This window comes from Cellulomonas rhizosphaerae (assembly GCF_003470205.1).
GTDB classification, from domain to species: Bacteria; Actinomycetota; Actinomycetes; order Actinomycetales; family Cellulomonadaceae; genus Cellulomonas; species Cellulomonas rhizosphaerae.
Genome location: NZ_QWKP01000194.1, coordinates 1 through 24,297, shown reverse-complemented (window position 1 = coordinate 24,297; position 24,297 = coordinate 1). Strand labels below are relative to the sequence as shown.

Genomic DNA, 24,297 nt, shown 5'->3' with positions numbered 1-24,297 from the left:
CGACCCCTCGTCGTCAGCCGAACGCCTTCGCAGGGACCACGACGGCCGGCGCCCGGGCAGGCGCCTCGGTGTGATGGTGCGGGCGGGCCTCATGCGTCCTCCCCGGGACGAAGCACGGCCTGCGAGTTCGGCAGCAGGATCCGCTGGATGTATGTGGTCGCTCCGGTCGAGTTCTGGTCGGCCGAGCGAACCCGCAGCGTGAACTCGATCGAGAGAACCTGGTCGATCTGTGCCGGCGAGAGCGCGGTGCCGCTCGCAGGCGTCATCGCCTTGCCGGCGTTGTCGAAGTACACGAACGGCCGTACCGCCCCGTCGGTGCGCACGCCCTCGACGAGCACCTTCGTCGTCAACCGCGACTTGCACGCCCCGCTGGCTCCCGAGGCGAGCGCGTCGCAGTAGCTGTAACCGTTGTTGCCGGGCGTCGAGGAATCCGGCCGCTGCACGCGCTCGACGAGCTTGGCCGTCCCCGTCCCGGTGGGCTCGAGCGTGTAGGTCACCTGCCTCGGGCCGACCAGGTTCCCCGCGTTGTCGATGTTGGCGTAGAACTTCATCGACGTGGCCGACGCACTGACGAACGCGTCGATGTCCGAGCACGTCGCCGTCACGCAGTTGATCAGCTGGCTCGGCTTGACGACAGTCCGCACCAGCTTGGTGAACCGCTCCGCGGCCGCACGCGTCTCGTCGACCTGGTCCTGCCGCGCCACGCTCTGCGCGTTGACGCGGTAGTACCCGACGGCCATCGTCGCGACCGCGGCCAAAAGGACGGAGAAGATCGTCATGCCGATCAGGAGCTCGGCGAGCGTCGTCCCGCGATCACGGCCCCTGCCGTCCTCGGCGGAGGTCCGCCGACGCAGCGCGCGCATCACGGCACCACCACGTCGATCGTCGGGATCCCGGGACCACCCGGGCTCACCGTCGCGTAGCCGCCGGCCGGCGGCACGGTGCCGAAGTACGCGCCGTACTGGGTGGGCCACAGTCCCTCAAGCACCACGGTCGCGGCGTCGGCGACGAGCAGCTTCGCGCCGGAGGCCCCCGCGTACTCCGAAGCCACCAACGTGTACGGCTGGCCGACCACGGCACCGTCGGGCACCAGGTGACCGGTGCCGTTCACGAACCGGATCCGCAGCTTGGTGGCGACGTCGTAGGCGAACGTGGTGTTGTTGTTCAGCTTGCCGCGCTCGACGAGGCCGACCGACTTGACTGGCTCGCTGACCCCGGAGATGTCGACGTACCCGAGGTTCGAGAGCTTGGCGGAGTACAGCGTGCCCGCGGCCGCAGGGTTGACCTGGACCACGGCGCAGCCCGAGGAGTCCGTCACTCCGGTGCGCGACTCGGTGCTCGAGTAGACGATGACCGACCGGCCCGGGTTGGCAGCGCCAGCCGCGTTCGTCACGCGCACCGCGACGTAGCCGTGGGTGCCGACGACCTTGTCGTCCTTCTTGGGGGCTAGCAGGGCGGTCGTCGTCACCGGGGCGACCGTACCCATGCCCTTCCAGCTCACCTGTACCGCGACGCGCAGCGTCGGGTAGTTCACGAGTGAGCCCCCCTCGCACGGCGAGCTCCCCGAGCCGACGAGGTTCCACGAGCTCGAGCGCCGCACCGTGTAGGCCGTGCCGTCCACCCCGAGCGGCTTGCCCTGGACCTGGCCCGTGAGCTGGTGGGGGTTGGTGACGGTGCCCTCGTCGGCCACCTCGGCCGGCGCGTCGGCGTCGCGCGTGAACTCCTCGCGCACGATGTCGATCTCCCGAGCGGCCAGGTTCGCCGCCGCGACGCGGGAGCGGTTCGACTCGCTCATCGACTGCGTCTGCAGCACGAGCCCGACGACCACCATGGACAGCGTCCCCAGGACGAGCATCGCGACGACGAGCTCGACCATCGAGAAGCCGTCGTCAGCCCGTCCGCGCGCCTGCAGCGCGCGCGCGTGGCTGCGACGTCGCAGCGCACGAACCCTCATGGTGAGCCTTTCTCGTCGGCAGCCTGCTCGGCTGCCGCTGCCCTATCGAACCGCACGTGGGAACGCGTGGGAATAGGCAGAATGGGTGACATCCGGGCCGTATTCACAGTGATTGCGACACGCGCACACAAAGCGGACATCTGAAAGCCAAAGAATGGGCGGGAGCCGAAGCTCCCGCCCATTCTTTCTGTTCAGCTAGATCAGGCGCACTTGCCCTCTTCGAGGCCGCCCTCAGCCGAGTACTGGTAGCCCACCGACTTGGCCTTGTCGCCCTTGTCGTTGACGACAGAAACGCACCACGCCTGGTCGTCATCGAGGTTAGCGGTGCCAGACAGGTCGACGTTCTTCGACGAGTTGCCGATGGAGTTGCCGTTGATGGTCCAGTCGGCGCCACTGCCGCCGCCGACCGTCACGGCCGTCGACCCGTCCCAGTCGACGAAGTACGTCGCGATCTCCTTGCCGATGGTCGACACGTCGGCCTTGGCCGCAGAGTCCTCGGCCTTCTTGCGCTGGTTGAGGAACACCGGGATCGCGATGGCCGCGAGGATGCCGATGATGATCATGACGACGAGGAGCTCGATCAGGGTGAAGCCCTGGTCCTTCTCCTCCATGGACTTGCGAACGCGAGCGATCATTGTCGAACTCCTGAAGTCGAGTGGTGCGGACGATGTCAGAATCAGTCCGGTCCCAGCGGGAACCGGTTCAGTACTACGTCCGGATCATCGTCGGACCAGTGCGCCGACTTGAGCGGCAGTTCCCAACTCCGCGAGGTTCACCCGAACGGCCCATTCGGCTTTTCCGAGTCGCGAAGAAGTGACGAGGGCGCGGCTCGGCAGAACCGAGCCGCGCCCTCGTCGTGGACGAATGGTAGGACGTCAGGAGATGAGGTTGAAGATGCCGAAGATCGGCATGTACATCGCGATCACCATGCTCCCGATGATCGAGCCGATCACGACGATCATGAGAGGCTCGATGAGGCTCGTCAGCTGTTCCGTGGTCGACTCGACCTCGTCGTCGTAGAAGTCCGCGACCTTGCTCAGCATGGTGTCGAGCGCACCCGTGTCCTCGCCGACCGCCATCATCTGCACCACCATGGGGGGAAAGACCGCATGGTGCGCGAGAGGGCCGGCGAGAGACTCACCGCGGCGGACCGACTCCTGCACGTCCTTGGCTGCCCACTCGATGACCATGTTGCCGCTCGTCTCGCCCACCACCTCGAGCGCCTGCAGCAGCGGGACCCCAGAGTGGATCATCGTGCCGAAGTTCCGCGTGAAGCGCGCGACGGCGATCTTGCGGAACAGGTTGCCGAAGACGGGTAGCTTGAGCTTGATCGGATCGAGCTTCTCGCGCACGGCCCGGTCGTTCTTGTGCCGCGCCCACCACCCCGCGAAGACCACGAGCCCGATCACCAACGGGATGATCGTGATCTTCATGAGCTGCGAGAGCTGCATGAGGATCTTCGTCGGCAGGGGTAGCTCTCCGCCGAGGGTCGTGAACATCCCCGCGAAGACCGGGACGATGAACAGCAGCATGCCGACGGTCGCCAGGATCGCGACCACGAAGACCACCACGGGGTACGTCATCGCCGACTTGATCTTGTTCCGGAGCTTGACCTCGGACTCGAAGTTGTCCGCGACCGAGACCAGCGCCTTGTCGAGGAAGCCGCCGACCTCGCCGGCCTTGACCATGTTGATCATGATGGGCGGGAAGATGTGTTCGTGCTTCTGCAGCGCGACCGAGAGCGCGGTGCCGACCTCGACGTCGTTGCGGACCTGGCCGATGATGCGGGCCAGCACCTTGCTCTCGGTCTGCTCGGCCAGGATCGTGAGCGCGCGGAGCAGCGACAGGCCCGAGTCGATCATGGTGGACATCTGGCGCGACATCACCGCGAGGTCCTTGAGCCCGACGCGCTCGCCGCCGATGTTGATCTCGCGGTTGAGACCGCCCTGGCTGACCTCGCTGATGGAGACGGCGGCCAAGCCCATGTCCCGCAGCCGGTTCGCGACCGCGGCCTGGTTGGGTGCCTCGACCCGGCCCTTGACGAGCTTCCCGCCCTTGTCCCGGACCGCGTACTCGAACGTCTTCGCCTCGGTCGACATCACATCACCTGTCCGACGGGCGCGCCGAGCATGGGCTCACCGGTCATCACGGGGTCCGCCAGGTTGGCGCTCCCCTGCGTGGCGCCCGAGAACCGGCCCGTGAGCCGGTTGAAGTCCTCGGCGTGGTGGCACTTCTCGAGCCCGACCTCGTACGAGATCTTGCCCTGCTTGACCAGGTCCGCGAGGTGCTGGTCCATGGTGTGCATGCCCTGCTTGGCGCCGGCCTGCATCGAGGAGTAGATCTGGTGGGTCTTGCCCTCGCGGATGAGGTTGCGGATCGCCGGCGTCGCCACCAGGACCTCCGTGGCGACGGCGCGTCCGGGCGAGTCCGTGCGCTTGCACAGCGTCTGGCAGACGACTCCCTGCAGCGCGCCCGCGAGCTGGGTACGCACCTGGTCCTGCTGGTGCGCCGGGAACACGTCGATCACGCGGTCGATGGTCTGCGCCGCGTCCTGCGTGTGCAGGGTCGCGAACACGAGGTGGCCGGTCTCGGCGGCCGTGAGGGCGACGGAGATCGTCTCCAGGTCGCGCATCTCGCCCACCAGGATGATGTCCGGGTCCTGGCGCAGCACGTGCTTGAGCGCGTTCGCGAACGAGTGGGTGTCCGCACCGACCTCGCGCTGGTTGATCAGCGACTTCTTGTGGCGATGGAGGAACTCGATCGGGTCCTCGACCGTCATGATGTGGTCCTCGCGCGTGCGGTTCGCGAGGTCGACGATCGCGGCGAGCGTCGTCGACTTCCCGGAGCCGGTCGGCCCGGTGACAAGGACCAAGCCGCGCGGCAGACCTGCGAAGTTGGCGACCACGGCGGGCACGCCGAGGTCCTCCAAGGGCTTGATCTCGTAGGGGATCACACGGAACGCCGCGCCGACGGACTCGCGCTGCACGTACAGGTTCACGCGGAATCGGGCCAGGCCGCGGACCGCGTAGGAGAAGTCGAGCTCCAGGTTCGCCTCGAACGTCTCTCGCTGCTTCTGAGTGAGGATCGAATACAGCGTGCGCCGCAGGGGCTCAGGCATCATCGGCGCGAAGCCCTCGAGCGGCTTGAGCGAACCGGACACGCGGACCATCGGCGGCGCCCCGGTCGTGAAGTGCACGTCGGACGCACCCATCTCGACCATGGTCGTGAGGACGGCGTCGATGTTCACGTCGCCCTCGTGGGACTCCTGCGCCATGCCGACGCGCGCCGCCGCACGGTCTCGCTTCACGGGTGCCGATGCCGCGGGAGGCGGCCCGACGGGGGCCTGACCCTGCGTTGTCCGCGCTTCCTTGAGCGTCGGGCGCGCGGCCGGGGCCGGGGCCGGGGCCGGGGCCGGGAGGAACGTGCCGGCGGGCGCCGCGGCAGGGGGTACCGCGGGCGACTGCGACGGAACAGGCGAGAACGTCGTGGGCCCCGAAGGCGTGAAGTTCGCCTGGGGGGCGGGGGCGGGCAATCCGGCCGGCGTGAACGTCGCCCCTGCGGGCGCGAAGGTGGGACGCGCGGCGCTCTCCGTCGCGGGCGTCTGGGCCGCGCGCAGCTGATCCCGGACCGCGGCGACGGACATCGGAGCAGCTGACCGGTCCTGTGCCCCGAGCGGCGGCGTAGCGGCCTGGGGACGAGCAGCCGGCGTGTTGGTCGACTGCGAAGGGATCGGCGAGAACACCGGAGGCTCCGATGCGCCCGCCTGCGGTCCCGCCTGGCGGTAGGGCGGCAGCGGGCGCGTGGGGTCTCCCTGCGGCTGGTAGTACTCGGTCACGTCAAACCCCTCCCGGGTGTCGCGCAGTACGCGACGTCACGTCGGCCTCCTGGCCCCGATCGAGTCATCGGCGGTCGCCGTTCCCGACTTGAGGGCATGACCCCCGACACTTCCTGCGGTACACGTCAGGCGACGACGCGCAGGATCTCCTCGATCGACGTGTCTCCGATCGCGACCTTGTACCAGCCGTCGTCGCGCAACGACGTCATCCCCTGCCGCAGGGCGGTGGTGGCGATGTCTGCCGCTGACGAGTGGGCGACAGCGAGGCGCTCGATGTCCTCGGTCACCCGCATGACCTCGTGGAGCGCGAGCCGACCCTTGTAGCCCGTGTTGGAGCAGGTTGCGCACCCGCCCGGCCGGAAGATCTCCGGGATCGGCTCTCCCGGCACCCACGGGAAGCGAGCGGCCTCCATCTCCTGCGGAGTCGGCCGGTACGGCACCTTGCACTTGGGGCACAGCCGGCGCGCGAGGCGCTGCGCGACGACACAGTCGAGCGCAGAGCCGACGAGGAACGGCTCGATCCCCATCTCAGTGAGCCGCGTGACCGCCGAAGGTGCGTCGTTGGTGTGCAGCGTCGACAGGACCAGGTGGCCCGTGAGCGCCGCCTCGATCGCGATCTGCGCGGTCTCATGGTCCCGGATCTCACCGAGGAGTACGACATCCGGGTCAGAGCGGAGGATCGAGCGCAGCGCCGCGGCGAACGTCAGACCCGCCTTCGGGTTGACCTGGACCTGGTTGATCCCGGCAAGGCGGTACTCGACCGGGTCCTCGACGGTGATGACGTTGATGTCCGGCTTGGAGACGGCGTTGAGCGTCGCGTACAACGTGGTGGACTTGCCCGAGCCTGTCGGACCCGTGACCAGGATCATGCCGTACGGCTTGGTGTACGACTCCTTGTAGGTCTCGTAGTTGTGGTCGAGGAACGAGAGGTCACGAAGGTCGAGGCTCGCCGTCGAGTTGTCCAGGATACGCATGACGATCTTCTCGCCCCACACCGTGGGCAGCGTGGCGACGCGGAGGTCGATCTTGCGCCCGTTGTGCGTGACGGACATGCGGCCGTCCTGCGGCTTGCGCTTCTCGGCGATGTCGATATCGCTCATGATCTTCACGCGGCTGATGACACCGCCGGTGATCTGCTTGGGCGCCCGCTGGGTCTCGTGCAGCACGCCGTCGATGCGGTAACGGACCCGCAGGTCGTGCTCCGACGGCTCGATGTGGATGTCCGAGGCGCGGTCCGTGATGGCCTGGGTGACGAGGAGGTTGACGAACCGGACGATGGGAGCGTCGTCGTCCCCGATCTCGCTCAGCTTGGACAGGTCCTGGTCTGTGTCGACCTCGACCTCCTCGAACGCCGACGAGAGGTTCTCCATCTCGTCGTCGGCGCGGACGTAGCGGTCAATCGCACGCAGCAGGTTGTCGTGCGTCGCGATGACCGAGACGATCTGCCGGCCTGAGACGGAGCGCACATCGTCGACGGCCATCACGTTGCCGGGGTCCGCGGTCGCGAGGACGAGCGACCCGCCCTCGAGTGCGATCGGCAGCACGGTGTACTTCCGGCACAGCGCGCCGGGCACGATCGACACGGCCATGCGATCGATCGGGAACTCGTCCAGGTCGACGTACTGCATCCCGACCTGCGCGGCCAGTGCCTGGACCAGCTGCCCCTCGGACAGGATGCCGATCTCGACCAGGGTCCGCCCCAGCGACGCACCGGACGTCATCGTCTCGTCCAGCGCCGCCAACAGCTGCGCCTCCGAGACGAGCCCTTCCTCGAGCAGGATCTCTCCCAGCTGCTTCACGCGGCGCCCCTCCCGAACGGTCGGTGCACGGAACGCACACCTCTGCCCGGGTCATCGGCAGCGGCGCCGGGTGACCTGAGGGGTTCGGGGGGAAATCAGTGGGTGAGTTGGGACTCCAGGCCGGCATCCATCGCCGCAACAGGAGGAACGTGCCCCGTCATCAGGCGCACCTGCTCCGCGGCCTGGTGCAGCAGCATGCGCTCGCCCCCGACGGCCACTCCCCCGCCCGACACCCAGGCGGCCTGGAGCAGAGTGGGGCGCGGGTCGTATGCGACGTCGAGCAGGACCCCCGGACCGACGACGAGCGACTCGGCGAGCGAGTCAGCGGCGCGCGGGGGCAGCGTCGAGACGACGACCGACGCGCGGCCGATCTCGGCCGCGGCGCGATCCAGCGTGCGGAACTCAGGGGTCACGCCCATGCGATGAGCGGCTCGCATCAACGCCCCGGCGCGTTGCATCGAGCGCACGTAGACGATCGGAGCAGAACAGCCCAGCTCGCCGAGCGCGGCCAGCGTCGAGGCAGCGGTCGCGCCGGCGCCGATGACGGCCGCAGACGCGACCGGGCCCGAGAGCCCTTCACGCAGTGCAGTGACCAGGCCGTACACGTCGGTGTTCGCGCCGACGAGGGTGCGCGCCGTGCCGGATCCCGAGATCAGCACGGTGTTCACGGCGCCGACCACTGAGGCCAGCGGCTCGACGTGGTCGAGCAGCGGGAGCACGACCTGCTTATGCGGCATCGTCAGCGACAGACCCGCCCAGGTCTCGTCGAGCGACCCGACGAAAGACGGCAGGTCGTCGGCGACCACGTCGACCGCCTCGTACGACCAGTGGTCGAGACCGAGGGCGGCGTAGGCCGCGCGGTGCAGCGTGGGCGACAGCGAGTGCGCGACGGGGTGGCCGAGGACGGCCGCCCGTCGCGGCGACGGGTCCGTCATCCGTTGCCGTGCTCGTCGATCCACTTGTTGAGCTGAGCCACCGCGACGTCGTGCTCGGCGCCGGTCTCGGAGAAAACGGTCTCGCCGGTCTCCGGGTTCACCGTGCACCAGTACATCCAGTCGCCGTCCGCCGGCTTGAGCACGGCGTCGATGGATGCCTCGCCAGGCGACGCGATCGGGGTCGGAGGCAGACCTGCGTGCACCCGCGTGTTGTAGGGGTTGCTCGTGTCCTTGAGTTGCTTGTCGGTCAGCTGAGTTCCGTTGATACCGGCGCCGTAGGCGACAGCGGCGTCGATGCCCAGCGTCCAGCCCTGGTCCAGCCGGTTCTCGATGACCCGCGCCATCTTGGGCCGGTCCTCGTCCAGCTTCCCCTCGCGCTCGACCAGGGACGCCTTGTTCAGCACCGTCTCCCAGTCGTCCTTCGCGACCTTCTTGTCGTTGAGCACCGAGACGGTCTTCGCGGTCATCATCTTGAGCACGTCGGCCGCGGACGCGTCCGGCTGCACGTCGTACGTCGCGGGGAAAAGCCAGCCCTCGGCATTCCCGTCCGCCTGCGACGGCAAGCCGATCGCCTTAGAGTCCTTCAGCGCCGCGTTGAGCTCCTTCGTGGGGATCAGCGTCTTCTCGTTGATCCGCGCCACGATCTGGTCCTTGGTGAGCCCCTCAGGGATCGTCACCCGGAACGAGGACTTGCTCGCGGGGTTGAGCAGCGCGTCGACCGCGTCGGACGCCTTCATCTCCTGCAGCAGGCTGTACGTGCCCGGCTGGATCGAGGCAGCACCCGTGTTGGCGGCGAAGGCAGCGTTGAACGCCTGAGCCGAGGCGACGACGCCCGCGTCGGCGAGAGCAGCGCCCATGTCTGCGCCGGTGTCGCCCGGGTTGATGGTCACCGTGGCGGAGCCGAAGCCAGGCCCGGGGTAGTCGGTGAGCTTCTCCGCGGAGCTGCCGCCCTTGTCGTCGAACATCCCGCCCAGCAGCTGGACCACGACGTACCCGGCGCCCACGACGAGCAGGAGCGCCACGAGGACGACGAGGAAGCCGCGGTTGCGGCGCTGCTTGCGCTGGCGCGCCTCACGGGCTCGTCCTCCGCTGCGGGAACGACGGGGCGGCTGCGCGGACGTGGGGTCGCCACCGAAGAGGTCGGCGCTCTGGCCGTTGCCCTCCACCGGTGCCCACCACTCGGTCTGGCTGTTGCTCACGTGTGTGTCACTCCACCGTCGTCCCGTGACCCGCAGCCCCCGACGCGTCGTCTTCCCCCGCGGCGCGCTCGACGACGACCGGTTCTCCCGGGCGCCGCCCCATCGCGCGCTCTGCGTCCAACGCGTACTGCAGGATGACCACCGCGGCCGCCTGATCGACGACCTGCCGGTGGCGGCGCCCGGATCGGCCGGACGCCTGCAGCGCCTGATGCGCGGACACCGTGCTCATCCGTTCATCGACCATTCGCACCGAGATCGGTGCGATGGCCTGCGCCAACCCCACAGCGTACGCGCGTGCGGCCTCCGATGAGGCCCCTTCGGCACCGGACAAGTGTCGTGGCAGCCCGACGTACACACACTGTGCACCTCGTTCGTGCACCTCGCGCACGATCTGCGCCAGGTCTTTGGACAACTGTCCAGGCTTCGGCTTCCGCGTGTCGCGCGCCAGGGTCTCGACCGGCGTGGCGATCATCCCGTCCGGGTCGCTGGCCGCGAGGCCGACGCGGACGGTGCCCACGTCGACCCCGAGCCGAGCGCCCCGCTCGACGCTCACGTCAGCCGCGCACCGCGGTCAGGACGGCTTCGAGCGCCTCGCCGACCTTGCTCACGTCGGTGCCACCGCCCTGGGCCAGGTCGTCCTTGCCGCCGCCACCGCCGCCGAGCACACCCGACGCGAGCTTGACGAGCGCGCCCGCGCGAACTCCCGCGGCGCGTGCCGCGGCGTTCGTCGCGACGACGACCACGGGGCGACCCTTGGCCGCGCCCGCGATCGCGACGACCGCCGGCTCGGACTCGCCGAGACGCGAGCGGACGTCGAGGACCAGGGTGCGGATGTCGTCGCCCGACACCTCGCCGAGGTCCGCGGTGACGACGCGCGTCGAACCGACGAGCTGCGCGCCCGACGCGAGCGTGCCCGCGCCGGCGAGGATCTGGGCCTGGCGCAGCGCGCCGAGCTCCTTCTCCGACTCCTTGAGCCGGGTCAGCAGCGAGGACACCCGCTCGGCCAGCTCGTCAGGACGCGCCCCGAGCAGCCCGGAGATCTGCCCGACGAGGGCGCGCTCCTTGGCCTGGTACCCGTAGGCACCCGCGCCGACGAGGGCGTCGACGCGACGCACCCCGGAGCCGATGGCCGACTCCGACAGCAGCGTGACCAGGCCGAGCTCGCCGGAGCGACGCACGTGCGTGCCCGCGCAGAGCTCGAGCGACCAGTCGCCGCCGATCGAGACGACGCGCACCTCGTTGCCGTACTTCTCGCCGAACAGCGCCATCGCGCCCTTGGCGCGCGCCTCGTCGATGTTCATGGTCTGGTCGGTGACCTCGAGGTCGTCCTGCAGCCGCTCGTTGACGCGCGCCTCGATCTCCGCGACCACCTCGTGCGGGGTCGCCGACGGCGAGCGGAAGTCGAAGCGCAGGCGGCTCGGGGCGTTGAGCGAGCCGGCCTGCGTGGCCGTCTCCCCCAGCGACTCGTGCAGCGCCTTGTGGACCAGGTGCGTCGCGGTGTGCGCACGCGCGATCGCCTGGCGCCGCGCCGTGTCGATGCGCGCGACGCCGCGGTCGCCGTGCGTCACGGTGCCGTCGACGAGCCGGCCGTGGTGCACGGAGAGGCCCTTGACCGGCGCCTGGACGTCGTCGACTTCGATGCGCGCACCGTTGTCGAGCACGATCGTGCCCGTGTCGGCCTGCTGGCCGCCGGCCTCGGCGTAGAACGGGGTCACGTCGAGGATGACCTCGACGTCCGCCGGGGCGGTCGCCGCGGGGGCGGGCACGCCGTCGACGAGCAGCCCGACGACCTGCGACGTCGCCTCGACGTCGGTGTAGCCGATGAACTGGACGGGCTTGCCGCTCGTCGCGCTGAGCGACTTGTGCAGGTCCTGGTACGCGCCGGTGTCCGCGCGGCCGGCGCGCTTGGACATCGCGTCGGCGCGCGCACGGTCGCGCTGCGCCTGCATGAGCGTGCGGAACGCCTCGCGGTCGACGTCGACGCCCTGCTCGGCCGCCATCTCGAGCGTGAGGTCGATCGGAAAGCCGTAGGTGTCGTGCAGCTGGAACGCGTCCGCGCCCGACAGCGTGCCGGTGGCCGTCTTCGCCGACGCGACCGCGGTGTCGAGGATCGTCGTGCCCGCGACGAGGGTGCGGCGGAACGCGTCCTCCTCGGCGTAGGCGACCTGGCTGATCCGGTCGAAGTTGGTGGCCAGCTCCGGGTACGACGGGCTCATCGCGTCGCGGCTCAGCGGCAGCAGCGTCGGCAGCGCGTGGCCCTCGACGCCCAGGAGGCGCATCGCGCGGATGGAGCGGCGCAGCAGGCGGCGCAGCACGTAGCCGCGGCCCTCGTTCGACGGAGTCACGCCGTCACCCATGAGCATGAGCGCCGAGCGCACGTGGTCGGCCACGACGCGCATCCGCACGTCGTCGTCCTGGTCCGCGCCGTAGACCCGGCCGGACAGCTCCTGCGCGCCGACGATGACGGGGAACACCTCGTCGATCTCGTACATGTTGTTGACGCCCTGCAGCAGGAACGCGACGCGCTCCAGGCCCATGCCCGTGTCGATGTTGCGCTGCTTGAGGGGACCCGTGACGCGGAAGTCCTCCTTGCTGCGCACCTGGTCGAGCGCGTACTGCATGAAGACCAGGTTCCAGATCTCGACGTACCGGTCCTCGTCGACCACGGGGCCGCCGTCGAGCCCGAACTCCGGGCCGCGGTCGACGTAGATCTCCGAGCAGGGGCCGCCGGGGCCCGCGCTCCCGGTGTGCCAGTAGTTGTCCTTCTTGCCGCGCCGCTGGATGCGCTCGTCGGGCAGGCCCGCGATCTTCATCCACAGCTCGCGCGCCTCGTCGTCGTCCTCGTAGACCGTGACCCAGATCGTCTCGGGGTCGAAGCCGTAGCCGCCCTTGTCCTGGGGCGTGGTGATCAGCTCCCAGGCGTAGGTGATCGCGCCTTCCTTGAAGTAGTCCCCGAACGAGAAGTTGCCGTTCATCTGGAAGAACGTGCCGTGCCGGGTCGTCTTGCCGACCTCCTCGATGTCGAGGGTGCGCACGCACTTCTGCACGCTGGTCGCGCGGTCCCACGGCGGGGTCTGCTCGCCGAGCATGTACGGGATGAACGGCACCATGCCGGCGATGACGAACAGCGTCGACGGGTCGGGCGAGATCAGCGGGGCCGACGGCACCACGGTGTGACCGCGGGTCTCGAAGTAGTCGAGCCAACGCTGGCGGATCTCGGCGGTACGCATGATGTCCTTCTTCGCGGGGATGTGCTGGAGCAGGTGGGGATCAGAAGAACGCGGCGTCGCCGTCGTCGTCCGGGTCCTCGGTCGGGCCTGCCCAGTGGGCGGGCACCTTGGGCTTGTCGTCGGGGCGGAACCGGTGGCGGAGCTCGTCGACGTGCTGCGGGCGCTGGGCGCGCAGCTCGTCGACGTCCGCGTCGCCGACCAGGTCGTGCATGAGCTCGGCGCTCCGCTCGGAGACCCCGGCGGTGAACTCGGCCCGCGCGGTGTTCCACGCCCGGGTCAGCCGCGTGGCGCCGTCGACGATCTCGGTCGTGCCCGCCGGCAGGTACTCGGCCGCGAGCGAGCGACCCTTGCGGATCACGACGACCGTCACGGCCACGCCGACGCCGACCCAGAACAGGCGGCGCATCAGCGGCCCTTGCGGGCGCCCGCGGCGAAGCCGCCGAACGCGCGTCGCACGCCGTAGGAGAACGCGGCAACCTTGACGGCGGGGCCGCCGAGCGTGGCGGCGAACAGCGCGGTGAGGGCGGAGACGTTCTGAGACACCTGGGCGGCGGCCGTCGTGACGGTGTCGATGTTCTCGAGCTGCGTGTTCCCGGACGCGACCAGCGCCGCGGTCTCGTCGAGGACCGGGACGGTGTGGTCCGTGAGCTCCTTGACCGAGGTCGTGGTCTCGTCGAGCACCCGCCCGAGCTTGAGCAGCGGCACGGCGAGCAGGCCGACGAGCAGCACGAACGCGATCGCGGCGATCATGCCTGCGACGTCACCCAACATCTGTCCGACCTCCCTGACGTGACCCGACTGGTCCGCCCGAAACCCTACCTGCACCGGGAACGCGAACGCCCCGCCGGCGCTGGGCGCGGGCGGGGCGTTCGGTGAGGCTCAGATCAGCGGGCGTAGTACTCGACGACCAGCTGGACCTCGCACGTCACGGGGACCTCGGCGCGCTTGGGGGCGCGGACCAGGATCGACGAGAGCTTCTCGAGCTGGACGTCCAGGTAGCCCGGGACGGCCGGCAGCACGTCGCGGTGCGCGCCGGCGGCGGCGACCTGGAACGGCGTGGTGGCCTGGCTCTTGGGCTTGACCTGCAGCGTCTGGCCCGGCTTCACGCGGAAGGAGGGGCGGTCGACGATCTTGCCGTCCACGAGGATGTGACGGTGCGTCACGGCCTGGCGGGCCTGCAGGATCGTGCGGGCGAAGCCCGAACGCAGGACGAGCGCGTCGAGGCGGACCTCGAGGTTCTCGACGAGGGCCTCACCGGTCAGGCCCGGGGCCTTGCGGGCGTCCTCGTACGCGCGGGCCATCTGCTTCTCGCGGAGCGCGTACTGCGCACGCAGCCGCTGCTTCTCGCGCAGACGGACGGCGTAGTCCGACTCGGTGCGGCGACGGGCGCGGCCGTGCTCGCCCGGGGGGTACGGACGCTTCTCGAAGTGCTTGACGGCCTTGGGCGTCAGGGCCAGGCCGAGGGCGCGGCTCAGGCGAACCTGGCGGCGCGAGCGGGTCACACTGCTCACAGAGATACTTCCTGTCGTTTGTTTGACGTCACACCCCCGAGCGGACGAGTGTCCGGAGGGCGTGGGGCCGACCTTCGATCGGCGCTGTCGCGCCGTGGCTATGGCCCCAGGTGGCCGTCCCGCCGGCTCGCGATGAGGCGAGGGCGTCAGGACGACCCGCATACTCTACCTGCAAACGGGGTGCCGCTCGAACGCCCCGCGCGTGACGTGCCCCTCAGCCCTCGAGGATCCCGCGGATGCGCTCGAGCCGCTCACCGAGCTGGCGCTCGAAGCCGCGGTCGGTCGGCTCGTAGTAGCGGGCGCCGGCGAGCTCGTCGGGCAGGTACTGCTGCGCGGCGACGCCGGTCGGCTCGTCGTGCGAGTACACGTAGCCCTGGCCGTGGCCGAGGGACTCAGCTCCCGCGTAGTGCGCGTCGCGCAGGTGGGCGGGCACGGACCCGATCCGGCCCGCGCGGACGTCGGCCATCGCGGCGTTGATGCCGTTGTACGAGCGGTTGGACTTGGGCGCGGTCGCGACGTGCACGACGGCCTCGGCCAGGATGATCCGCCCCTCGGGCATGCCGATGAGCTGGACCGCCTGCGCGGCAGCGACCGCGGTCTGCAGCGCGCTGGGGTCGGCCATGCCCACGTCCTCGGCGGCCGCGATCACCACGCGTCGCGCGATGAAGCGGGGGTCCTCCCCCGCGGCGATCATGCGCGCGAGGTAGTGCAGGGCCGCGTCGACGTCCGAGCCGCGCATCGACTTGATGAACGCGCTGATCACGTCGTAGTGCTGGTCCCCGTCACGGTCGTAGCGGACCGCCGCGACGTCGATCGCGCGCTCGACGGTCTCCAGGTCGACGAGCGCCGGGGTGTCGTCGCCGCGCTCGTCGGCCGCCGACAGCGCCGAGCCCGCGGCCGCCTCGAGGATCGTCAGGGCCTTGCGCGCATCTCCCCCGGCCAGGCGCAGCAGGTGCTCGAGCGCCTCGTCGGTCAGCGTGACCGCGCCGGCGAGCCCGCGCTCGTCGCCGACCGCGCGGCGCACGAGCGCCGAGACGTCCTCGGTGGACAGCGGCTGGAGCGTGAGCAGCAGCGAGCGGGACAGCAGCGGGGAGTTGACGGAGAACGAGGGGTTCTCGGTGGTCGCGGCGACGAGCGTGACCCAGCGGTTCTCGACGCTGGGGAGCAGCGCGTCCTGCTGCGCCTTGGTGAAGCGGTGCACCTCGTCGATGAACAGGACCGTCTCGCCCGAGCTCGTCGCCAGGGCACGACGCGCGCCGTCGATGACCGCCCGCACGTCCTTGACCCCCGCGGTGACGGCGGACAGCTCGACGAACCGGCGGCCCGACGAGGACGCGATGAGGTAGGCGAGGGTCGTCTTGCCCGTCCCCGGCGGCCCCCAGAGCACGACCGACGACGGCGCAGCGCGCCGCCCTGCCTCGCCCGCGGGCTCGACCAGCCGGCGCAACGGCGAGCCGGGCACGAGCAGGTGTCCCTGGCCCGCGACCTCGTCGAGCGAACGGGGTCGCATGCGGACCGCGAGCGGTGCTCCGGCCCCGACCGCGGGCAGGCCCGAGGAGGTCGAGGTCGCCGCGTCGAACAGGTCCATGGCGTGCAGAGTACGTCCGCTCGCCCACATGATCGTGCGTCAGGTGTGCGAGCACGCCCATCCACCTGCGACGATGGCCAGCGTGTTCGCCCGTCTCGGTCGCGTCGTCGCCCACCATCCCCGCCTGACCGTCGTCGTCTGGCTGGTGCTGGCCGTGCTCGGCTACTCCTTCGCGGCCGTCGGCGTGCACGGTGAGAGCCTGTTCGAGCGCCTCACCACCGGAGAGGCGGTCGCACCGGGCTCCGAGAGCCAGGAGGGCCGCGCGATCCTCGCGCAGGCCGACGAGGCCGGGGCGTCGCTCACGCTCATCCTGTCCGACGTCGACCCGACGACGAAGGGCCTCGACGACGCCCTCGACCCTGCGCGCGCGGACCTTGTCACGATCAGCGGCGTCGCGTCCGTGGTCGACCCGATCGCCCTGCCCGACGGCGTGGACAACCCCGCGGCCGCGCCCCTGGTCGCCAAGGACGGCGACGGGTTCCTCGTCGTGGTCGAGCTCGCCCCCGGCCTGACGGACTCCGAGGAGAGCAGGACGCTCAGCGCGGTCGAGCACCGGCTCGAGGACGTCCCCGCCGACCTGCGCCCGGTCGCCCCGAAGGTCACCGGCGTCGTCGGCGGCACGTCCCTGATCTACTCCGCGATCACCGAGCAGGTCGAGACCGACCTGCGCACGGGCGAGGCCATCGCGCTGCCGATCGCGCTGCTCATCATGGTGCTGGTGTTCGGCGGCTTCCTGGCCGCGGCGATGCCCATGGCGGGCGCGTTCGCCTCGATCGCGGGCGGCCTGGCCGTGCTGCTCGGGCTCTCGTACGTCATGACGCTCGACTCGTCCGTCGTCAACGTCGTGACCGTGCTCGGCCTGGGTCTGTCGATCGACTACGGCCTGCTCATCGTGTCCCGCTACCGCGAGGAGCTGCACCGGCTCATCGACGCCGACGGGGGCCGTGCGGCTCGTCGTCGGCGCGGCGACGGACCCGTCGTGACCGCCATCGAGAACACCATGGCGACCGCGGGGCGCACCGTCGCGTTCTCCGCGCTGACCGTCGCGATCTCGATCGCGAGCCTGCTCGTCTTCTCCCCCGACATCCTGCGGGCCATCGGCGCCGCGGGCGTGGCCGTGGTCGTCGTCGCCGTCGCGACCGCGATGACGCTCGTGCCCGCGCTGCTCGTGCTGACCGGCCGCCGGTTGGCACGTCCCGGCCTGCTCTCGCGCGTGCCGGGCCTCCAGCGCCTGCTCTCGAGCACGTCCGACGTGGTTGCCGAGGAGGGCCGCTTCTCGCGGCTCGCCGCACGCGTGCAGCGCCACCCGTGGTGGGTCATGGGCGGTGCGGTCGTCGTGCTGGTGACCCTCGCGCTCCCGCTCGCGCACCTCGAGCTGCGCAGCTCGACCACACAGCTCCTTCCGGCCGGCAGCACGCAGCGCGAGTTCGTCGAGACGCTCGCCGCCCAGTACCCCGCGTCCACGTCACCGGCCATCACGGTCGTCGCCGAGGCGTCGCTCGACGAGGCGACGGCCTGGGCCACCGAGCTCGAGGCTCTGCCCGACGTCGCGTCGGTCGACAGCCCCACGCCCGTCGGGTCCTACGTCGCGATCGGCGTGCGCCCTGCGACGACGGACGGCGGCGACGCGGTCGCGCGGGACGCGGTCATGGAGATTCGCGACCTCGACCCCGGCTTCCCGACGTGGGTGACCGGCCAGGCGGCCTCGCAGATCGACTTCTCCGCAGCGCTGCGTGCGGGTGCGCCCTGGGCCGCGCTGATCGTCGGGCTCGCCACGTTCATCCTGCTGTTCCTCATGACCGGCTCGGTCGTGCTGCCGGTCAAGGCGCTGCTGACCAACCTGCTCTCGCTCGCCGCATCGCTCGGCGTGCTCGTGTGGGCGTTCCAGGACGGGCACCTCGAGGGCCTGCTCGGGTTCACCTCGACCGGCGGGATCGAGACGTTCGTGATCGCTCTCGTGATCGCCTTCGCGTTCGGGCTGGCGATGGACTACGAGGTGTTCCTGCTGTCGCGGATCAAGGAGCTGCACGACGAGGGCTGCTCCGACAACGACGCCGTGCGCCTCGGGCTGCAGCGCTCCGGGCGGATCATCACCTCGGCCGCGGCCATCATCATCGTGGTCTTCGCCGGATTCGTCGCCGGGCAGCTGCTGGTGATCAAAGAGGTCGGCTTCGCGTTGGCCGTGGCCGTGCTCATCGACGCGACCATCGTCCGCCTGCTGCTCGTGCCCGCGACGATGACGATCCTCGGCTCCGCCAACTGGTGGGCGCCGGCGTGGATGACCCGGATCTACACCCGGCTCGCCATCACGCACTGACGTCACCCCGTCGGCTCACGCGACGCGGGGCATACGGCTGCTAGACCTTGAGCGTGCCGCCGATCCTTCCTCACGACACCCGCACGTATCGCCGATTCCGGTGGCAGGCTCGCCTCGCGACGGCGGTGCTCGCGATCCCGTTGGCGTCGGCCGTCGTCGAGATGATCGCGCGCATGGCGTCGGACGACCCGCAGACGCACAAGGAAGGCGCCTGGATCTTCTTCCAGACGGGCCTCTACTGCATCGCCGCGGGTCTCGTCCTGTGGACGCTGTGGCGTCGCTCCTTTCGGGCGCGCCCGCACCGGCTGCACACCGACCAGAGCGACTGGGCGTGGCGCGGGGTCCCCGAGATGGACGCGCCGCCGCGCGAGCACCTGACGCTCAACGGCGACGGGGTGCTGCCGCCCCGGTGGTGAGCCGAGGTCTGGTGCAGGTGCAGGGCGACCGGCCCGCGAGCGTCAGCTGGCGCTGGCGGGCCGGTCGTCCTCGCCTCACTCGGCCGGCGCGGCGACCTTCGGCTTGGTCGTGAAGTCCACGCCCGCCTCCCGGCGCTGCTGCGCCGTGATGGGCGCGGGTGCCTGCGTCAGCGGGTCGTAGCCGCCGCCCGACTTCGGGAACGCGATGACGTCGCGGATCGACTCGGCGCCCGTGAGCAGTGCGACGATCCGGTCCCAGCCGAACGCGATGCCGCCGTGCGGCGGGGCACCGAACTGGAAGGCGTCGAGCAGGAAGCCGAACTTCTCCTGCGCGTCCTCGGGGCCGATGCCCATGATGTCGAACACGCGCTCCTGCACGTCGCGGCGGTGGATACGGATCGAGCCGCCGCCGATCTCGTTGCCGTTGCAGACGATGTCGTACGCGTAGGCCAGTGCCGCGCCGGGGTCGCTCTCGAACGTGTCGATCCACTCGGGCGTGGGCGAGGTGAACGCGTGGTGCACGGCGGTCCAGGCGCCGGCGCCGACCGCGACGTCGTCGTCCTCGCCCGTGGGCTTGAACAGCGGCGCGTCGACGACCCACACGAACGACCACTCGGCGTCGTCGATCAGACCGCCGCGACGGCCGATCTCCAGTCGTGCGGCGCCCAGCAGGCCGCGGGCCGCGGTGACGCCGCCGGCGGCGAAGAAGATCGCGTCGCCGGGGCTCGCGCCCGTGGCAGCGACCAGCCCGGCGCGCTCGGACTCGGTGATGTTCTTGGCGACCGGGCCGCCGAGCTCGCCGTCCTCGCCGACCGTGACGTACGCGAGGCCCTTGGCGCCGCGCTGCTTGGCCCACTCCTGCCAGGCGTCGAAGCCGCGGCGCGGCGTCGAGGCGCCGCCCGGCTGCACGACGGCGCCGACGTAGGGCGCCTGGAACACCCGGAACGGGGTGTCCTTGAAGTACTCGGTCAGCTCGACGAGCTCGAGGCCGAAGCGCAGGTCGGGCTTGTCCGAGCCGTAGCGGGCCATCGCCTCATGGAAGGTCATGCGGCGGATCGGCGTCGGGATCTCGACGTCGACGAGCTTCCACAGCGCGACGAGGATCTGCTCGCCGAGCGCGATCACGTCGTCCTGCTCGACGAAGCTCATCTCGACGTCGAGCTGCGTGAACTCCGGCTGGCGGTCGGCGCGGAAGTCCTCGTCGCGGTAGCAGCGGGCGATCTGGTAGTACCGCTCGAGGCCGGCCACCATGAGCAGCTGCTTGAACAGCTGCGGCGACTGCGGCAGGGCGTACCAGCTGCCCGGCGCGAGGCGAGCGGGCACCAGGAAGTCGCGCGCACCCTCGGGCGTGCTGCGCGTCAGGGTCGGGGTCTCGACCTCGACGAAGTCCTGCGCGTCGAGCACGGCGCGCGCGGCGGCGTTCGCCTGGGCGCGCAGGCGGATCGCGCGCGCGGGAGCGGGCCGGCGCAGGTCGAGGTAGCGGTACTTCAGACGCGCCTCCTCGCCCACGGGCTCGTCCAGCGAGGACGAGACCTGGAACGGCAGCGGCGCGGCCTCGTTGAGCACGACGACGTCGGTCGCGACGAGCTCGACCTCGCCCGTGGCGAGGTTCGCGTTCTCGTTCCCGACGGGCCGGCGACCGATCTCGCCCGTGACCTGCAGGACGTACTCCGACCGCAGGCCGTGCGCGACGGCCTCGTCGCGGATGACGACCTGGGCGATCCCCGAGGCGTCGCGGAGGTCCACGAACGCCACGCCGCCGTGATCGCGCCGGCGGTCCACCCAGCCCGTGAGGGTGACGGTGGTGCCGATGTGCTCGGCTCGCAGGGAGCCGGCGGTGTGGGTGCGGAGCACAGCGAAGTCCTTCGGTCAGGGGTTGTGGCCGCAACGATCCTAGTCGTCGCGCCGGGCGCCTGACGCGCTCAGGAACCGGAGGTGACGACCGACTGGATCTCGGCGACGGGCACGTCGCGCTGCTCCCACGGCGACTGGAGCACGGTCGGCAGACCGTCGAGGTCCAGCGGGGCGCCGTCGTTCTCGAAGCGCACGTCGTACACGAGGCGCATCCGTGCCGGGTAGCCGAGCGACGAGCGCGCGTACGTGGCCGAGCACGTGTCGGTCTTCGTCGTCGTCCACCCGCACCGCTGGACCCCGCGCCCGTCACCGGGATCGACCTCGAGGCGCGAGGGCTGCGCGATCGCGACGACACCGCCGGCCGACGAGCCCGTGATCGAGCCCGCGGAACCGGTGTCGGCCCAGAACCACGTGGGGAAGCCGACGACCGTGCGGCCCGGAGGGTTGAATGCCACGGCGAACGCGGGCGTCTCCAGTGCGCCGAACGCCTGCTGCGCGAGCTCCTCGAGCGTCGGGCCCTCGTCCTCGGGCTGGTACCAGCTCCAGCCGTAGTCGGTCGCGCCGGCAGCCGTCGTGCACCACTTGAACGTGTAGATGTAGTCAGGGCCGGGGCTCTCGTCCTCGGGCCAGTCGGCCTCGTCGAGGTGCGAGGGGTTGTTCACCGCGCACGCGGTGGTGCCGACGCAGAAGACGTAGTCGCCGACGCCCTCGACGACGCTCTTGTCACACTTGTCCGCAGCGGGCGCTCCCCCGCCGCCGGTGTCCTCGCCGCCGGTCTCGTCGCCGGGGCAGACCGTCTCGTAGGTCATCTTGCCGTCGACGACCCCGGCCTCGACCAGCGAGCAGCCGTCGGCGGCCTGCGCCCCGGACGCGGGCATGACCAGGAGGAGCCCGACCAGCGCCGTCGTCACCGACGCCAGGGCTCGGCGCAGCGTCAGCACGTCAGCGTCACGTCCTTGTCGGGCACCGTGGCCGTGACGACCCATGCGTCGTCGACGAGCGTGAGGTCCCAGCCGGTCGGCAGCGGACCGTAGTCGGTGGCGAGCTTCTGGTCCTCGTAGACCCCGACCCACGCGTCCTGGTCCATGCAGACCTCGTAGCGGGCCGACGACCCGTCGACGGTGATCGTGGGCTCGCCGAGGGTGGGGTGTCCCTCGCGGTGGATGCCCTGGTCGACGAGATCCTTGACGCGCGCGGCCTCCTGCTTGGCCACGTCGTCGGACGCGATCCCGAACATCGGTGCCGGGTCGACCTGGCCCGAGTTCTCCATGGTGACCATCGCGGCGACGTACCTGTCGACGACCGCGGCGACGGCCTGCTCTGCCCCGGCGGTCGGCTGTGCGGAGGCTGTGGTGGTGGTCGTCGTCGGGCTCGGAGACGGGGTGTCGGCCGGCTCCGGGCTCGCGCTGCAGGCGGCCAGGAGCGCGACGAGGACGCCGCCGGCGGCGGTGGCTCGGCCGAGGCTCACGGGGATCTGCACGTCAGCGAGGCTAGGTGATCGTCCGCGGAGGTTCGAACCGAGCGGGTGTGCCGTTGGCTACACCTGGCGCCTGATCGTCGTGCTGACACGCGTGACGCTGGGCCGCGCCGGCGCCGACGAGAACCCGAAGCCGACCGGGGGCACGAGGTCGCGCAGCTCGCCGCAGGACGTGTCCGCCCACGACGCGTCGACCGCCGTGACGGCGTGCTGGTCCGACGCCGCGTAGGTCTCGCGGCGCCCGCCGCCCGCGGTCCCCCGCGTCCGGACCCCGGGCACAGCGACCCTCGCAACCGGGTCCACAGCGCCGGCGAACCACTCCGCAGATGCGAGGGGCCGCGGCACCGCGGCGAGCAGCGCACCCACCCGGGTCCGTGCACCGATCGTGATCCCGGCGTCGAGCGGCCCCGCCGTCACGTGCCAGGTCCGTGACACCTCGTCGGCCGTCACCCGCACGTCGACGACGTGCACCGCGTCGAACGTGTACGTCGCCGAGACCTCGTCGGCCACGTCGCCGCTCGGCGCCAGGAGCGTGCGGAGCCCGTCCGGATCCTCGACCATCACGTCGGCGAACGCGCCGTACGGGCTCGCGAGCCAGCGCCCGACGACGAACCGGCGCCCGCTCGCCGTGCCGAAGCCGGCGATGTGGCCGCGGTAGACGTCGACGCGCTCGGGCATGGCGCCACGCTAGGTGCCCCGGCACCGGGTCGCACGCGGTCGCGTCGCCTCAGAACAGCGCGGGCTGCAGGACGGTGGCCACGGGCGGCGCCTGCGCTGGAGGCATGCTGCCCTCCGGGTACGTTCCCTCGGCGTCGAGCCGGTGGCCGCCGCCCCGGCCGAGCCCGTGCCGCGCGACCAGCGGCCGCACGCGCTCGTCGAGCCACCGGACGTACTCGCGGGGCGCGTACGCCCCCGACCCGTACAGCGAGCGGTATCGCGCCACGAGGTCGGGGCGGTGCTCCTCGAGCCATGCGTAGTAGAGCGGCTTGACCGGGCCCCGCAGGTGCAGCGGCAGCACCGTGACGCCCGTCGCGCCCGCCTCGGCGACCTGGCTCAGCAGCGCGTCGAGCTCGTCCCTGCCGTCCGTCAACCACGGCATGACGGGCGCGATCATCACGCCGCACGGGAGTCCCGCGTCCCGCACCGCGCGGATCAGGTCGAGCCGGGCTCGCGGCGTCGGCGTCCCCGGTTCCATCGCCTGCTGGAGCGCCTCGTCGCCGATGGCGAGCGAGACGCCGATCCCGACCGGCACGTGCTCGGCGGCCGACGCGAGGAGCGCGAGGTCGCGACGCAGCAGGGTGCCTTTGGTGAGGATCGACAGCGGCGTCCGGGACGCCACGAGCGCCTCGACGATGCCCGGCATGAACGCGTACCGGCCCTCGGCCCGCTGGTACGGATCGGTGTTGGTCCCCAACGCGACGGCCTGTCGGCCCCACGACGCGCGGGACAGCTCCGCACGCAGCACCTCGACCACGTTCGTCTTGACGACCACCTGGGTCTCGAAGTCGCGGCCCGCGTCGAGGTCGAGGTACTCGTGCGTGGGGCGGGCGAAGCAGTAGACGCACGCGTGCGTGCAGCCCCGGAACGGGTTGACCGTCCACCGGAAGGGCATCGCCGACGCCTCGGGGACCTTGTTCAGCGCGCTGCGCGCGAGGACCTCGTGGAAGGTGATCCCGGCGAACTCCGGGGTCCGCACGCTCCGGACCAGGCCGCGCATGCCGAGGCCCGGCAGCGCCGCGTCGTCGTCACCCCGCTGATCGTCCCATCGCATCGCCCCATCCGAACACGTGTTCGAATGCGTGTCAAGAGCCCGTGACGACCGACTGGACCTCGGCGACGGGCACCTCGGCGGTCGTCGTCACCGGGTCGGGATCCGGGAGCTCCTGCGGGGCGGCGTTGGCGCTCGACACCCACTGGGCGGTCCACGTCGACGTCGCGGTCAGTGTCGACGTGGGCACCGAGTGCCCGGCCTTCACGGTTTGGTTGGCGCTCGACCGGTCGAACACGATCGAGCAGGTCGCCGTTCCCCCCGCAGACCACGGCGTCCCGATGTCATCGCAGCCGGACGGCGTGGCGCCCGGCGCCGAGAGCGACAGGTGCGCGAAGCTCGCGTCCACTCGCGCCCAGACCGCGCCGCCGTACACCGACGCGGTCACGCTCGCTGCCGTCGGCGCGCCCTCGA

Annotated in this window: 22 protein-coding genes; 2 read left to right on the top strand and 20 right to left on the bottom strand. The window is 70.9% G+C overall.

The features are described from left to right. Positions 1–89: 89 nt before the first annotated feature. The 14 genes from D1825_RS10050 to D1825_RS09985 all read right to left on the bottom strand — a co-directional run bounded on the left by D1825_RS10050 (position 90) and on the right by D1825_RS09985 (position 16,051). Positions 90–863, bottom strand: a complete 774-nt coding sequence (locus D1825_RS10050; protein WP_118767289.1) for a prepilin-type N-terminal cleavage/methylation domain-containing protein — start codon at positions 861–863, stop codon at positions 90–92. Beyond that, positions 863–1,954, bottom strand: a complete 1,092-nt coding sequence (locus D1825_RS10045) for a type IV pilus modification PilV family protein (RefSeq protein WP_118767288.1) — start codon at positions 1,952–1,954, stop codon at positions 863–865. The genes D1825_RS10050 and D1825_RS10045 overlap by 1 nt, the downstream gene beginning before the upstream one ends. A gap of 200 nt (positions 1,955–2,154) precedes the next feature. Next, entirely contained in the window at positions 2,155–2,589 is a 435-nt protein-coding gene (locus D1825_RS10040) for a type II secretion system protein (protein ID WP_118767287.1), read from the bottom strand. 240 nt (positions 2,590–2,829) lie between these two features. Then, positions 2,830–4,053: a type II secretion system F family protein gene (locus D1825_RS10035; RefSeq protein ID WP_118767286.1), complete on the bottom strand. Its 1,224-nt coding sequence runs from the start codon at positions 4,051–4,053 to the stop codon at positions 2,830–2,832. Next, complete coding sequence (locus D1825_RS10030; RefSeq protein WP_325051481.1) at positions 4,053–5,261, bottom strand: type IV pilus twitching motility protein PilT; 1,209 nt, start codon at positions 5,259–5,261, stop codon at positions 4,053–4,055. Before D1825_RS10030 ends, D1825_RS10035 begins: the two co-directional genes overlap by 1 nt. Before the next feature lie 653 nt (positions 5,262–5,914). Continuing rightward, a complete protein-coding gene (locus tag D1825_RS10025; protein ID WP_118767284.1) occupies positions 5,915–7,588 on the bottom strand; it encodes a GspE/PulE family protein in 1,674 nt (557 codons plus the stop codon). 95 nt (positions 7,589–7,683) lie between these two features. After that, positions 7,684–8,523 carry a shikimate dehydrogenase gene (locus D1825_RS10020; protein ID WP_118767283.1) on the bottom strand — a complete coding sequence of 280 codons (840 nt, stop codon included), beginning with the start codon at positions 8,521–8,523 and terminating at the stop codon, positions 7,684–7,686. Further along, positions 8,520–9,722, bottom strand: a complete 1,203-nt coding sequence (mltG, locus tag D1825_RS10015) for an endolytic transglycosylase MltG (protein WP_118767282.1) — start codon at positions 9,720–9,722, stop codon at positions 8,520–8,522. Before mltG ends, D1825_RS10020 begins: the two co-directional genes overlap by 4 nt. Positions 9,723–9,729: 7 nt before the next feature. Further along, entirely contained in the window at positions 9,730–10,275 is a 546-nt protein-coding gene (ruvX, locus tag D1825_RS10010) for a Holliday junction resolvase RuvX (protein ID WP_118767281.1), read from the bottom strand. A gap of 1 nt (position 10,276) precedes the next feature. Beyond that, positions 10,277–12,952, bottom strand: coding sequence for an alanine--tRNA ligase (alaS, locus tag D1825_RS10005; protein ID WP_118767280.1), 2,676 nt, complete (start codon positions 12,950–12,952; stop codon positions 10,277–10,279). Between the two features lie 40 nt (positions 12,953–12,992). Continuing rightward, the gene (locus tag D1825_RS10000; protein ID WP_118767279.1) at positions 12,993–13,358 is read right to left on the bottom strand and encodes a hypothetical protein; all 366 of its coding nucleotides are present in this window, start codon (positions 13,356–13,358) and stop codon (positions 12,993–12,995) included. After that, positions 13,358–13,723 carry a DUF948 domain-containing protein gene (locus tag D1825_RS09995; protein ID WP_118767278.1) on the bottom strand — a complete coding sequence of 122 codons (366 nt, stop codon included), beginning with the start codon at positions 13,721–13,723 and terminating at the stop codon, positions 13,358–13,360. Before D1825_RS09995 ends, D1825_RS10000 begins: the two co-directional genes overlap by 1 nt. 113 nt (positions 13,724–13,836) lie before the next feature. After that, positions 13,837–14,463 carry a 30S ribosomal protein S4 gene (rpsD, locus tag D1825_RS09990; RefSeq protein WP_118767277.1) on the bottom strand — a complete coding sequence of 209 codons (627 nt, stop codon included), beginning with the start codon at positions 14,461–14,463 and terminating at the stop codon, positions 13,837–13,839. Positions 14,464–14,677: 214 nt separating this feature from the next. Further along, positions 14,678–16,051: a replication-associated recombination protein A gene (locus D1825_RS09985; RefSeq protein WP_118767276.1), complete on the bottom strand. Its 1,374-nt coding sequence runs from the start codon at positions 16,049–16,051 to the stop codon at positions 14,678–14,680. A gap of 73 nt (positions 16,052–16,124) precedes the next feature. Here D1825_RS09985 and D1825_RS09980 point away from each other — a divergent pair, with 73 nt between their 5' ends. After that, on the top strand, positions 16,125–18,368 hold the full coding sequence (locus D1825_RS09980; protein WP_118767275.1) for an MMPL family transporter: 2,244 nt from the start codon (positions 16,125–16,127) through the stop codon (positions 18,366–18,368). A gap of 53 nt (positions 18,369–18,421) precedes the next feature. Next, positions 18,422–18,784, top strand: a complete 363-nt coding sequence (locus D1825_RS09975) for a hypothetical protein (RefSeq protein ID WP_138067565.1) — start codon at positions 18,422–18,424, stop codon at positions 18,782–18,784. A 75-nt stretch (positions 18,785–18,859) separates the two neighbouring features. Here the strand turns inward: D1825_RS09975 and aspS are convergent, their stop codons facing one another. From aspS to D1825_RS09945, 6 genes are all read right to left on the bottom strand, one after another. Next, the gene (gene aspS / locus D1825_RS09970) at positions 18,860–20,638 is read right to left on the bottom strand and encodes an aspartate--tRNA ligase (RefSeq protein WP_118767273.1); all 1,779 of its coding nucleotides are present in this window, start codon (positions 20,636–20,638) and stop codon (positions 18,860–18,862) included. Between the two features lie 68 nt (positions 20,639–20,706). Next, positions 20,707–21,579: a hypothetical protein gene (locus D1825_RS09965; protein ID WP_118767272.1), complete on the bottom strand. Its 873-nt coding sequence runs from the start codon at positions 21,577–21,579 to the stop codon at positions 20,707–20,709. Continuing rightward, a complete protein-coding gene (locus D1825_RS09960) occupies positions 21,573–22,118 on the bottom strand; it encodes a hypothetical protein (RefSeq protein WP_118767271.1) in 546 nt (181 codons plus the stop codon). Before D1825_RS09960 ends, D1825_RS09965 begins: the two co-directional genes overlap by 7 nt. Before the next feature lie 57 nt (positions 22,119–22,175). After that, positions 22,176–22,793, bottom strand: a complete 618-nt coding sequence (locus D1825_RS09955) for a hypothetical protein (RefSeq protein ID WP_118767270.1) — start codon at positions 22,791–22,793, stop codon at positions 22,176–22,178. 49 nt (positions 22,794–22,842) lie between these two features. After that, the gene (locus D1825_RS09950; protein ID WP_118767269.1) at positions 22,843–23,886 is read right to left on the bottom strand and encodes an Rv2578c family radical SAM protein; all 1,044 of its coding nucleotides are present in this window, start codon (positions 23,884–23,886) and stop codon (positions 22,843–22,845) included. A 31-nt stretch (positions 23,887–23,917) separates the two neighbouring features. Then, positions 23,918–24,297, bottom strand: a 380-nt coding sequence (locus tag D1825_RS09945; protein ID WP_118767268.1) for a hypothetical protein, incomplete at its 5' end; no start/stop codon positions are given.